Raw genomic sequence first — 14,672 nt, 5'->3', positions numbered from 1 at the left:
GAAAAACTGGTGCGAACTAATAAAAAGTGATTTTAATTAGAAAACACGGATATAATACTTTAAATTTTAGATAGTCCTTGTAATTCTTTTTTGAGAAATAACTTAATATTACAAGATTAATATTAAACAAAATTAAAAATAGTCGCATTTTTATTTTTAAATCCCATTGACTATAGACTAAGAAAACGTTTTATAGATAATTAAAAACATATTTCTCGTATATTATCACGCCAAGCCATTTTAAATAATAATTACTATTTATGTAATATACTAAATTACGTTTTTCTCTTTTCACACATAGAAAATGACTATCTTTATTTCTAATTATCATTTTATAGTTAATCAATATCAGTGTTTAAATATTTTAAATATATTTTACGATAGATAAATAAAATAGCCTATCACATAACTTTTCTATTAAAATCATAAAGTAACTTTCCACATTAAATAATATTTAATCTAATTTAAATAAATATTTTATTTATAATACTTGTGTATACAATTAAATATACTAACATCTAGACCTACTGTAATTTCTGTTATTTCAACAAATAAATAAACCTTTTAAGAATAAAAAGAGAGATGACTAAAATAAGTATTTATAGATTGTTAATTAAGTAAAATTTTTCTAGAATAAATGAACTCAACATCTTACTTAACAACAAAAATCCACGTGTATTTTTACATTTTTCTATAATATTCAAAATATTCATTTAGCGCTCACCAAAAAAAACATCTTTACACCACTATCAACATTCTAAAAGTCACATATCTAAAATGAAGACAAAAAAATCTGTTGAACTCTTTATGATTAATTTTTATCTATGATAATTAAATATATTTTATCAAAACTTTCATTTCTTCAATTTATAATTGAGTATATAATAGTAAATAAAAAATGAATTTTATAACTATTGCTTATTATTAGCTGACTAATCTAAGTTAATATACAGTAAAATTCTGGTATAGTGAGTGACGTAATTTTAGATTGAGCTAAGTGAAAATGGAAACATATAAATCTTTAAATCTTAAACAGCATTATATTTAAAATATTATTTAAGGTTTGCTGATTAATAATACTGTTATCTTAGCATACTATCACTTAAATATAACTCCATTAGTAGAAATCATTTCAGCTCATCATTCATTACCATTTTTAATTTACAAGAAGAAAAATGTTATCACATCAGTATTATCAACAACTTGATCTGCTAAGTAGGTTCAACCTAATCAATACAATATACAAATAAGAATTTTAAAGATTTGAGCTGATTTATCCCTCTTAAATATAATTTTAAATTAACTAGATGGTTTTCAGTATAAACAAATACCAACATTGATAAAATGGTACTATTAAAACACTACAACCTATATTATAAAAATCTTTAACAAATTTAAAAAATACATAATATCACTTGATGAAGTTATGAATAAACAATAAATATTTACAACTTATCCAAAAAAATCTTTTCGAATAAACAAGACAAAAGAAATAGCATTTGCATTAAATATACACATACATATTGATCATGAACAATACTAAATATATTAAGATCGGATGTTCCAGTAATTAAGTAGAGATTCAATTATTTAATTTTCATTTTATCAGATTTAAACTATCAGTTATTTATTTTAGACTAGATTATATTAATGTCTTTTCTTTGTGCGAATTCATAAATTTACAACAGTTTTCAGTATCTAATTTTATCTAAATAATTAATAATCTAACTAGAATCATATTCCATTTCACAGTTATGAAAATAAGAAGAAATATCATAATTTTTAAGATATTAATGAAGACATTAACATAATGATCCTGCTATACAATAAACTTTTTATATTTTACTTTTAAGTTTTAAAATACTCTTTAAGAGAGCTTACGCGAACTTGAAAATAATTACACCTAACAAGTAGTATGTTAATCATGTTATAATTTTTTAATGTAATAAGTTTTTTCAAAAATTGATATAAAAAAATAAATATTTATTTCAACTATCTTTTAAAATAAATTATTTTTTAATTTCAAATTATTATATTAAATTCAATTAATTTTAATAAAAATAATATTACTGAACTACTTCATCATGATAGCATTAACTTTTATATTAATATTTAAATTGTTTAAATACACTATTTACTATACATTTAAAGGAATTTCCCTATGATTTCATTGAAAAAAAACCAAACTGTCTATCTGAGAAAACACAATCCTAAATTGAATCATCTAATGTTTGGTTTAGGCTGGGATCCTATTAAGAAAAAAAGATTCCTGAGTGGACTATTTGGTCGAGGTAGCTCTATTGATTTAGATGCTAGCTGTATTTTACTTGATGAAAAAGGTAATCAAATAGATGTTGTATTTTTTGGTAATCTACAATCTACTTGCAAGTCAGTTACACACTCAGGTGATAATTTAACAGGTGAAGGAGATGGTGATGATGAATCTATTCTCGTTCAATTAAATAAATTACCGTTAAATATAGAATATCTAGCCTTTACTGTTAATAGTTTTCACGGTCAAACGTTTAATGAAGTTGAAAATGCTTTCTGCCGTGTCGTGGAACAAACTAGCAAAATAGAGTTAGCAAACTACAAACTTACTGAGAAAGGTTCACATACAGGTATCATAATCGCCTCCTTACGTCGCAATCATGGTCAATGGGATTTTACAGCTCATGGTGAACCTTGTACTGGTCAAACAATCCAAGACATGAAAACTGATATTATAAATGTGGTAATACGCCCATGAATATGATCCCAGGTGAAAATACTGTAGTGCCAACTCAACTACTGATTATTCATATTACATCAAGCATACCTGTTAATGCATCTGTTTTCTGTTTATATGAATCTAAAAAAGTAAAAAATAATACAGATATGGTATTTCATAATCAACCAACTAATAATGATCAAACTATTTCTTATCGTCTGGAAGATAATAAAAATACCTTTACTATTGATTTAAAACACTTAAATCAAAGTGTAAAAACAGTAGTTTTTACTGTAACTTGCAATAATAATGAAACTATTTCTATATTAAAGGGTCTATCTATTCAGGTTTACACTAAACATAAAATACTGCTAAATGGTACAGTTGAAACTTATAGTCGACAAGAATCAGCTTTGATTCTTGGTGAATTATACCTACGTAATAATACTTGGAAATTTCGTTTTATTGCTCAAGGATTTAACGGAGGTCTTAAGCCACTAGCGGAATATTTTGGCGTTAACCTCAAAAATACACTTACATCATCTTCTGCGTTATTAACGGCTTCATCAGAATCTATACAACAATCACATAACCTTAATAAGGTTTCTTTAACTAAAGAAACACCTATTATTAGTTTAACTAAAAAAAATAGCTTTAAAGATATTCGAATAAATCTTAATTGGCATCGTAATAATAAAAATTACTATTCATCTAATTTTTTAAGTAGTATATTTAATATTAAAAATCAAGGTATTGACCTTGATTTAGGTGCTTTTGTAGAACTACAAAATCGTGAAAAATATGTTATTCAAGCATTGGGAAATACATTCGGAAACTTTCATCAATCTCCATTTGTTGCACTGCAAGGTGATGACAGAACCGGAGATACTTCTGATGGAGAATGGATACATATCAATGGATTAGAATGGAAAAATATTAAACAGATATTAATCTATGCTTTTATTTATGAAGGCATACCTTGCTGGGAAAAAACCGATGGAGTTGTGACTATTCTTATTCCTGATCAACGACCTATTGAAACAAAATTAACTGAAGGGAATGATAATCTTAGTATGTGTGCTATCGGGCGCTTAGTGAATAATCACAATACTATAAAAATTGAACGTATCAACCAGTTCTTTCAAGGACATAAAGATATGGATAATGCATTTGGCTGGGGATTTCAGTGGTCAGCCGGATCTAAATAATTTAAAAATAGAGGAATAAATATGAGTTTTTTCAATACATTAAAAGATGCAATTAATTCAAGTCGTTCTGAATTAACTAAACAAGTCAGTCGCTTTAAAAACAAAAAATTCATGCAAGGAACTGTAGCTATTTGTGCACGAATTGCAATTGCAAGTGATGGAGTCAGTTCTGAAGAAAAACAAAAAATGCTTAGTTTTTTAAGATCATCTGATGAACTTAAAGTTTTTGATACTAATGAAGTCATGAATTTTTTTAACAAGTTAATTACTAATTTTGATTTTGATTCAGAAATTGGTAAAGGTGAAACAATGAAGTACATTCTTGCAATGAAAGATCAGCCAGAAGAAGCTCAGTTAGCAATTCGCGTTGGTATTGCAGTTGCGAAAAGTGATGGTGATTTTAATAATGATGAAAAAGAATCAGTACGAGAAATTATAACACTATTAGGCTTTAAACCCTCAGACTTTGGTCTATAATTTTAATTAAGGAACCTGTTGAGGAATTATTTATGGTATCCACTCAAATTGGATTTCCGACTGAAACCGTGGTTATCTTTATAATCTTAGCCATTGGAACAATTTTTATTGATTTGTTTATGCATCGAGTAGATCAACCGATTACATTAAAAAATGCGATTTTCTGGTCTATATCTTGGATTGCTGTTGCAATGGGATTTGCTGGATTCCTATATATCCATCACGGTTTAGAAGTTTCTAGCTTATTTCTTACAGGCTATGCGCTCGAAAAAATTCTTTCTATTGATAATTTATTCGTTATGATGGCTATTTTTTCTTGGTTTTCTGTGCCAGACAAATTCCGACATCGGATTCTCTACTTTGGGATTCTTGGCGCTATCATATTTCGTGCAATTTTTGTCTCCATCGGTACTGGTCTGCTTAGTTTAGGACCCTATGTTGAAATCATCTTTTCTTTTGTAGTTTCTTGGACCGCGCTAATGATGTTAAAAAATAGCGCTACTGATAATCAAATTGAGGACTACTCTCAACATATTGCATATCGGTTAATTAAACGTTTTTTTCCAGTCTGGCCTAAAATAAGGGGGCATTCATTTTTATTAACACAACAAGAAGTCAATTTAGAATTAGTTAAACCTGAAAACAAAGACATAGCTATTGATCGTACAAAAAAAGCAATATTATATGCTACACCACTAATGTTATGTATCTCTGTTGTTGAGCTATCTGACGTGATGTTTGCATTTGACTCTGTACCCGCTATTATAGCAGTTAGTCGTGAGCCACTCATTGTTTATAGCGCAATGATGTTTGCGATACTAGGTTTACGTACGCTTTATTTTGTTCTTGAAGCATTAAAACAATACCTTTCCTATCTAGAGAAAGCTGTTATTATTCTTCTCTTCTTTATTGCTATTAAACTTTTCTTAAATGCAACAGATGAGATTTGGAAACATAGCTATAATATTTCTGCTAGCACAAGTTTACTTGTCGTACTTAGTGTACTTATATTAGGTGTAATTGCGAGTATCATTTTTCCAGAAAAAAAATAAATTAAAATGTGAACAAATAATTCACATTCTTTTATAAAGCGTTTTTAAAAATCAAAGGAGTTATAATAATGAGTGTGTCTCTATCTAAAGGCGGAAATGTTTCTTTAAGCAAAGCGGCGCCAACAATGAACAATGTCTTAGTTGGACTTGGGTGGGATGCTCGTTCAACAGACGGTCAGGATTTTGACTTAGATGCTTCTGCATTCTTATTATCAGCTAATGGGAAAGTGCGTAGTGATGCTGATTTTATTTTTTATAATAATCTTATCTCTTCTGACGGCTCAGTCACTCATACAGGAGATAACCGTACTGGTGAAGGTGATGGTGATGATGAAGCACTAAAAATTAAATTGAATGCGATCGCTTCTAATGTTGATAAAATCATTTTTGTTGTTACTATTCATGATGCTAAAACTCGACGTCAAAATTTTGGACAAGTATCGGGTGCATTTATTCGTTTAGTGAATGATGATAACAAAAATGAAGTAGCACGGTATGATCTAACTGAAGACGCGTCAACAGAAACAGCAATGTTATTTGGTGAATTATATCGTCATGGTACTGAGTGGAAATTTCGTGCAGTCGGTCAAGGCTATGAAGGTGGTTTAGCCTCTGTTTGTACGCAATATGGTATTCATGCATCATAATATAAATTAAATAATATAGTAAACATCAGTAAAGAATCTGATCTTTCTGTTTTAAATAGCAAAAGAGATTATATAAAACATTTTCTTTAACTAAATATGATATATACATCTAAAGACATAACAAGCAAAAAATGACAATTGTAATAATCAGTAAGAGAGTAAAATTCTTATACTCACTGACAGTACAGATCTGATTTAGATACGTCTTTATTGATGATTAGTAATATAAGAATAGCTATCACATCAGCTTATAATTTTATCTTCTTTAATCATAAAATAAGCTGATGTGGTTCTATAGAGAACAAAAATTATTACCGTACTAGTACGTAATAATAAGTGATGGTTAACACATTACAATTAACGTTGTAACGGTGATTTAATTAAATTAAATAGTTTCTTTGTTAGTATTTAGAGAGCTGAAGACCATAACTGCAATTGAAGTATATACAATAATAGTGTATATATTTATAATAATTATAAAATTTTAACTTATCTAAAATCTATCAACTAAATTATAATGGTATTCGTGACTGAACTATACAAAACAATCATCAGCAAATATTTAAAATAATAAAAATTAGACTTTATAATCTACTAAACAAATACTTTAGTAATTTCATGTCGCTATTTATTAATTTTTTTCTTGATTATTATAACAATAGTTTTATTATAGAAATAACGTCATGATATATATTTTACTAAATATCATTATTCACAATCTCTTCTCGTACCTCCTAAAAATGCAAGATAATTTTACACAGATCATCATAGATCTGCTTTAATTGTTTTAATATTGTCTCATGAGAAAAATTCTATCTTATAATGTTAGATAAAAATTTTAAAAAATAAACAACTATCTTAATAATTTAATTATATTATCAAACAAGTTTATTATCAGATATTCATACCTACCCCACAACGACACACTTGATATACTCATACTTAAAAATATAAATTCTTTATTGTAAGTAATATAACTAATTTATTTTCTTTCAATCTGGAGATCTTTAGAAATTTTAAAAACAATATTTTCTTTACGACCTTGAAGTTCAACAACGTTATGAACTCCAAATTCTTTTAGCTTGTTAACCACTTGAAGGAGCAAAATATCTGGTGCAGAAGCTCCTGCCGTTACACCAATAATTGATTTCCCTGTTAACCATTCAGTTTTAATATTTTCAGCGCCATCAATTAAATAAGTTGGCTTTTTCATGCGAGAAACTAATTCAGCGAGACGGTTAGAATTTGATGAATTTTTAGAACCAACAACTAATACAATCTCAGCTAACCTAGCAAGATCTCTCGCTGCTTTTTGTCTGTTTGTTGTAGCGTAACAAATATCATTTTTACGTGACCTCATAATATTTGGAAAACGTTGAATTAAAGCATCAATCACATCAGATGTGTCATCTACAGACAACGTAGTCTGGGTCATAAAACATAAATTATTTTCATTTTTCACTTGAACTTTCCAAACATCTTCTGGTTTTGCAACAAGATATATTCCACCTTCTTCATTAGTATATTGCCCCATTGTTCCTTCGACTTCTGGATGTCCCGCATGACCAATTAAAATAGCTTCCTTACCTTCTTGACTGGCACGTGCCACTGCCATATGAACTTTGGTTACTAATGGACAAGTTGCATCTAATAACATAGTTAAATGACGCGAACGAGCTTCTTGTCGTATCGCTTGAGAAACACCATGAGCAGAAAAAATCAAGATTGACCCATCAGGTACTTCAGAGATATTTTCAATAAAAATAACACCGCACCGTCGCAAATCATCAACTACATAGCCATTATGAACAACTTCATGACGAACATAAATAGGGGCACCATAAAATTCAAGTGCTTTTTCTACAATACTGATTGCACGATATACTCCTGCACAAAATCCACGAGGATTAGCCATTAATATTTTCATTATACTTCTCTAGTTTAAAATGTATTGCTAGCATTGTACTATTACAAATCATTTAGTATTTTACTAAAACATTCTTAAAATCTCTGGTGATTTATAATCACCTTATATTAATGTTACTATTAGTAATATTTAGATTATATTTAATTTTATGAAACAAAAATAATAATAAAATCCTAAATATTCCTATTTTATAAAATTAAGATAAATATTTAATTAAATTAATATTATATTATGTAATACATCGTATATTACGATATATAAAACTGTTTAACTCTTAATTCTAATCATAAAACTTTCTTGCTAGTTTAGATCAAAAATACAGCCCTAGACTACGCACACTAATTTTCCTTAACTAAATGAAATATGTAGAGATTAAAAGATATATTATTTTTAACGTAAAATATGGTAATATTTTAAGCTGTGTGTTTTTTTGAATAAGCTTAAATCACATTTTTCTATTATAGAAATTACACTAGCATATCTAAATTGAGAATATTAACGTTCTAGCTTATTTGATATTCTTTTTACAGTACAAACAAGCATACTCCTAGAGTAATCAATGAAAGTATTACCACTCTTTTAGATTTTTAATATTTTTCTATCAAGTAAACGTATATTTAACTATATAATACTTAAAGATTCCATTAAATATGGAGTGTTATTGTATTTCACTATTACAATTATTACGTACAGATTGTATAACATACAATATGAATATACGTTTCATCAAGATCAATCTTATCTGCTAACGCATTTCATGCATACCAATTATCTTCTTCAGGAAGAAAACTATTAAGTATTTGTTTTTAAATAATATTGTTAATTTTGAGTACAATTTCATAAAATAAATTTTAATTTTTTTAAGATGTATTATTTAATACCGAAAAAATTTTACCTAGATTATATAACGTTTTATAACCTGTGCTCTTATTTACATCTTTTTTGATTAATTATCATGGAATTGTATGCTTATTTCTAATAAATAATGAGGTGACTTTTATAAGCTATCTTTTAAACCTCCTTGTCTAGCATGAATAAAGTTCATCTCTAAATTTTTTAAAAGTTAAAACAATAATATAGAACATTTTTCTAGGAAAGTAATTGAACAGGTATACAGATCAAAATAAATTACAAAATATATAATAATATAAAATATCTACTTTATATGCATTAATTATTCTAAAATAAGCGTTGTATTTTCTAAAGTAGAAATTCAATCTATAAAAATTTTTCAATTAATATTACTTTTTCAATCTGATCTGGTGATCAGATTAATATTCAATATCAATAATATTTAAAATTTCTAAATATAATTTAAAAAATCAAAATTAACTTTCTATCATCAATTATATCATTACAATATTATCATTAATAAAAACTGATTATTTCTTAATAAGAAATACTTTATAGGTGATTATTTTTTTAGTTATAATCTAGTTAAATAAATTAGACTTATACTATATATATGTTAAAATTACCCGAAATAATTAAAATAAATATTATATTTTTCTATTACTTATGTATAGATATATAAAAATTTAGACATTTTAGACTATAATCGTCCATAAAGATAGTATAGAGATATATTTTACTGATAATAAATTTTTATTAATATAATATACATCACTAATTATAATTTTTATAAAGATTTTAAAAAAATATTTCAAGCTTTATAATGAACAAATACTTTTTAATTCTTAAATGTGAAAACAACATGATGTAATTTATGCACTCAAGATTAGTTCACTTATATTATTATGCTATTTTTATTAAAATATAATATTTTTTTCTTGACAACTTTATTGTTTTAAAGAAAGTTATATGTTATAATTTTTTTTATTTAATATGTCATATTCAGTAACCCGATAGCTAATTTTTATTTGTTGCTATTAGGTTTTTGTTATTTCCCATCAAACAGCTTAACTACTATTTAATGACTTCCATTTATATACTAATATTTAATATGCAGTAGTTAATATTTTCTACGACTATCATTGTTTATAAATACTTATGATTATATTTAATTTCACAAGATTGATACGTACACCTTAATAAAAAATATCATTTAATATTAAATTATATATTAATACTTGAAGTATGAATGTAATATTAATTACATATCAATAAATATTTAAAATATTAGTTTTATTTTAAATATATAAATTAATTTAAGAGAATTCATATATATAATAATCATATCATAATTTCAATATTAAATAACTAACACTTTTGATAAGTTATATTATTTAAAAATAATAAAAGTTATTTTGACTGATTCTATAAAATTAAAATAATAACCCTATTTTTATTTTAAATACTTCATATTTAATTAAAATTATTACAATCTAATATCTATAATATTTTCAGGATTATGTAATTTATTTTTTTATCTTCATTTTAATTTAATTTTATGTTAGTAGTATAATCAATTGTCAGAATATTGATAGTTATTTAAATTAATTTAATATTATTTATGTATTAATTAAATTTAATATAGTTAATAAAATAAAAATATATTCATAAAATAGTAATGAATTATACTAATCTTTTTACTATATAATACACAATATTTAAAAATATATTTAAAATTTTTAAATATAGTTATTGTATATATTTTATCAGAATAAAAAATATCATAAGAACGATTTATGTAAGTCAAAAATATTTCAATAAATTTAATCCTTATTGCTCAGTAGTAAAAAATTAAGACTTTAGGAAAGAACTGATATATATGAAGTATTATGTGTATGCTACTGTAAATTCTAAAATATGTTATCAAAATAACATTCTTGTCTTTGATTTTCTTTAAATTACCGTATATTAGTAGTTTCAACTACAGAAAGAGATTCTATCAAAAAGAGAAAGAAGACTGCTTCAAGCAGAAATTAAAAAAATCTACCTTTCAAAATAGATTTGAAAAAAATAATTAAAATACGTACTAATATAACTTTTATAAATATTCATATGTAAGACTTAAGAATAAGGATATAACTAATTCTAAATTAATATAGCTATAACACTCTCTATCTATCACTAAACAATACGACACTCTAGAAAGTTAACTACTTATCTTTATCTTTAGATAATTTTAGTAAAACTGACAATGTAACAGATACAAAATAAATATTGATAATAACTGCTATATATAAAATGACTAGACTGCATATAATAATATATTAAAAAATTTAAGTATACAGACAAAAATATTTTTTCATGGTGTATATTGGTGTACTCGACATCATGGTTAAGACAGAAAAATACAATCTATTCTATATTATTCATATATATTATAATTATGATCGTCATCAATTGAACATTTAATCTTCTACAAGCACACTATTCAATATGAAACAAGTATAAAATATATGTAAATATCATTTTCATTATGTAAATTTGTATCTGTCTTCTTTAATTGCCTAAAAATACTAAGTAGGTACTTGAAAATATTATTTTTAAAGTGTTCATTGATGCTTATCATACTTCACATTACAAAATATTTAAGAAGTAAGTAATACAAGTCATATCTTACAAACAAAGATCTCATGTGCTATTCTGAAATAAAAATTCTTTTCATGATTATTCGATTTTTCCTTTAATATTTTATTAAATACATAATAAAAGTAATAATAAAAGTGAATATCATGAGGCAGATATCTTTTACTAAACTGTAAAATTCATGTTCACATTCACCCTCAACCATTTAGAAAATATTGACTTGTAAACTGATTATAAAACTGAATATTACTATTCAGTAAAATTATTATCAGTACTCAAGATATGAATACTCATATCAGTTATTTTTATTTAACATTCATTCAAAAAAATATTGCATAGTTTTTGCTTAATATACTTTTCGGCAATACTAATGACTAGCTTTCATCACCAACAATATACATAATAGCAAAAGAGAGAAATTCTTATTTTTGTAATGATTACTGATTTACTGTATTTGAATTATTGCTTTTCATTTAGTAATTAACTATGTTTTAATATAATTTAGTCATATTCACACACATTTTATTTTAATTAATTTGTTTAAATTGAAATAACCGTTAACATTAATATGTATGTACTCAAAAAAATTTTATTTACATAATCAAACCAAAATATAATTATAAATACAAACCTATAGATCAGAAAATAATTATATTAACAAAAATTATTGAATCAACAACACTTACACGATTCATTTAAGAAACGTAAATATAATAATATAACTTTCTCAACTTACTCCTACGATATATTCTCACTTATAACCATGGATTTCTAACGTTTTATTTATTTTAATTATTAAAATTAGTAGTATGGTTGCATTCATGATAAATAAAGACCTTATATAGTATAAAATAAAATTTTATTCATTCTAAAATAGTTTCAAATATTGTTTAACTCAGTTCTAAAAACTTATTAAATAATATTTCATGCAACTAAGCTATAATATTACCACATTTCAGTATTTTCACTTGACAATAAACAAATAGTATATCTAGATATTTTATGATTGAAAATGTCTCTGTAAAAAGACTGTATAAGTATACCCAACAGTTTATCTTCCATGATTGTCTAACCATACAACCATGCATGCTGAAAGTAATAAGCACCGTAAAGCACATTACAAGGTATGCATTCACATTTTATATTCAAGTCTATTCACATATAAGTTAACTAACTTTATTGCATTCAGTTAAAAAATGCAAATAGATTGTTGTATTATTCGAGATTATTAAATTTTCCCTTCGAGACATATTAATTTTATTCTAAAAAAACAATAAAATGCACTTAGATTAAATAATCTAAATAAAGAGTATATTAATTTTTTAAACATTACATACTCTATTTCATTAAACTATTTAAATCTAATTTAGAATAATATTTTATGTATAAAATATAAAAAATATTTTATATTTTTAAAATTCTAATAAAAAATATATAATAACCTATAACTATAATTAATATTATAATCACTGTATACTCAGAAATAATAATTATTTAAATTAAAAAATTATTGTTATATTCTCATATTTATTAAATACTTAAAAGATAATAACCTATTTGCGACCTAATATTAAAAACTAATAAAACAGTTAACGTACCTAAAATTTTTAATATAAATAAAATATTTCAAGTAAATTTAACTTATTTATACTATCTATGACATAGTGAACCTACAATACAACTAAAATCTAATAGTATCTCAAAACAAGATTTATAATCTTATGATTCGACCAATTATAAAAATAAATCAGGTTTTGTTAATTAGATTTAACATCAAGAATACCTAAGAAAATAGCAAAACCTATTACCAGATTTTTCAATATCTCTATATATAGAATAAGTGAGATAACTAATATTAAAATTCATATCATAACATATTACGTTTTTTAAAAATTACACAAACAGGAAACTGTGAATAAAACTTAAGAAATAACATACTATAGAATTAAAATTCTATATAATAACTTAATTATATAAAATTTTAATTTTTTAAATTAACAAAAATTTTTATAGAAACACATAAGTTAATATAAATGTAATCAAATATAATTAAAATTAGTAGATAATATATAAACACTAAACATAGAAAACTCTCATTATTACTCTGACTTTTATATTACTTCATTTATATTGTTTAATAATATCTACCTAATCTTAATGTGTGTATTAAATTTTATAATATTGTCAAAGTACAAAAAAAAGATAGATGCGAACAAAACTTAATAATAAAATAAGTGTATTACATTTCTTACATAAAATAAACAATATAACTGAATAAAATACTCAATACAGCTACTATAAGCGAAAAATTAAATATTTTAGATCTATCAAGAATTTTATGATTTTGATTACTAATTTTAGAAACTAATAAAAATCTCATAAATAAATGATATTATTTATTATTATTACTTATTTTATTTTTTTCAACTAATTTCCAAATAAAATAATAAATTATTATGTAATTAATCTACTAAATAATAATACGGTATAATATTTAATTAAGTAATATTTTAATAAATGATAAAACACTTATATGTCAACGTAATAATATAAATCTTTTAAGTTCTTAAATTACATAAAAGATAAATTAACATAATCTTATTTTATATTACTAATATAATAATATACTTGTATTTTTAGATACTATTAAGAACTTAACAGGTTTAAAGATAAAAATTTATAATAATTTATAGCATAGTATATTTTCTAGATATTATTACATATACCATAATAAATAAAAAATATAGTGTAAGGCGAATATTATAGTTTTTTTAGATTTTAAAGAATCATTATAACTGAATGATATCATTTTAAATGTACCTAATTTTATTCTATATTTAATTTTTAATTTAAATGTTTATATTTTTTTATAAAATCACTCAATAAAATATTTATACAATTAGTATTAATCTTTAAAATTAATACTAATAATTATTTAATATTTTCATTAAAAATTAATTTTATATCTTACCAGTATTTTTTAATAGATACATAATAATACAATATATCTCTATAATGTATATTATTAATTATATTACATAATATTTTACATTGATACTTGAAGTAAATTTTATTTCTATAAATTTAGTTAAATTTCTATTCTTTCACTAAATAAAATTTATTAATATGTATAGTTAAATTTTTATATCATGAAAT

6 protein-coding genes are annotated in these 14,672 nt (G+C 23.9%); 5 read left to right on the top strand and 1 reads right to left on the bottom strand.

The features are described 5' to 3' along the window. The first annotated feature begins 2,161 nt into the window (after positions 1-2,161). The 5 genes from GFV14_RS01555 (at position 2,162) to GFV14_RS01535 (ending at position 6,094) form a co-directional block, all read left to right on the top strand. Positions 2,162-2,749, top strand: a complete 588-nt coding sequence (locus tag GFV14_RS01555; protein ID WP_457914587.1) for a TerD family protein — start codon at positions 2,162-2,164, stop codon at positions 2,747-2,749. Then, positions 2,746-3,918 carry a TerD family protein gene (locus tag GFV14_RS01550; RefSeq protein WP_457914586.1) on the top strand — a complete coding sequence of 391 codons (1,173 nt, stop codon included), beginning with the start codon at positions 2,746-2,748 and terminating at the stop codon, positions 3,916-3,918. Before GFV14_RS01555 ends, GFV14_RS01550 begins: the two co-directional genes overlap by 4 nt. Positions 3,919-3,939: 21 nt before the next feature. Continuing rightward, a complete protein-coding gene (locus tag GFV14_RS01545; RefSeq protein ID WP_457914585.1) occupies positions 3,940-4,395 on the top strand; it encodes a tellurite resistance TerB family protein in 456 nt (151 codons plus the stop codon). A 32-nt stretch (positions 4,396-4,427) separates the two neighbouring features. Beyond that, entirely contained in the window at positions 4,428-5,447 is a 1,020-nt protein-coding gene (locus GFV14_RS01540) for a TerC/Alx family metal homeostasis membrane protein (RefSeq protein ID WP_457914584.1), read from the top strand. 68 nt (positions 5,448-5,515) lie between these two features. Next, the gene (locus GFV14_RS01535) at positions 5,516-6,094 is read left to right on the top strand and encodes a TerD family protein (RefSeq protein ID WP_457914583.1); all 579 of its coding nucleotides are present in this window, start codon (positions 5,516-5,518) and stop codon (positions 6,092-6,094) included. Positions 6,095-7,076: 982 nt separating this feature from the next. Here the strand turns inward: GFV14_RS01535 and ispH are convergent. Further along, on the bottom strand, positions 7,077-8,021 hold the full coding sequence (ispH, locus tag GFV14_RS01530; RefSeq protein WP_457914582.1) for a 4-hydroxy-3-methylbut-2-enyl diphosphate reductase: 945 nt from the start codon (positions 8,019-8,021) through the stop codon (positions 7,077-7,079). Positions 8,022-14,672: the final 6,651 nt, after the last annotated feature.

Origin of the sequence: Candidatus Hartigia pinicola (assembly GCA_020541205.1) — a bacterium.
In the GTDB taxonomy this organism is placed as follows: domain Bacteria; phylum Pseudomonadota; class Gammaproteobacteria; order Enterobacterales; family Enterobacteriaceae; genus Hartigia; species Hartigia pinicola.
Note: the sequence above shows the minus strand (reverse complement) of the source record. Positions and strands in the feature narration are given on the sequence as shown.

Coding starts and splice junctions, on each gene's coding strand:
- ispH (WP_457914582.1), bottom strand. CDS start 8,021: ATGAAAATATTAATGGCTAATCCTCGTGGATTTTGTGCAGGAGTATAT.
- GFV14_RS01540 (WP_457914584.1), top strand. CDS start 4,428: ATGGTATCCACTCAAATTGGATTTCCGACTGAAACCGTGGTTATCTTT.
- GFV14_RS01545 (WP_457914585.1), top strand. CDS start 3,940: ATGAGTTTTTTCAATACATTAAAAGATGCAATTAATTCAAGTCGTTCT.
- GFV14_RS01535 (WP_457914583.1), top strand. CDS start 5,516: ATGAGTGTGTCTCTATCTAAAGGCGGAAATGTTTCTTTAAGCAAAGCG.
- GFV14_RS01555 (WP_457914587.1), top strand. CDS start 2,162: ATGATTTCATTGAAAAAAAACCAAACTGTCTATCTGAGAAAACACAAT.
- GFV14_RS01550 (WP_457914586.1), top strand. CDS start 2,746: ATGAATATGATCCCAGGTGAAAATACTGTAGTGCCAACTCAACTACTG.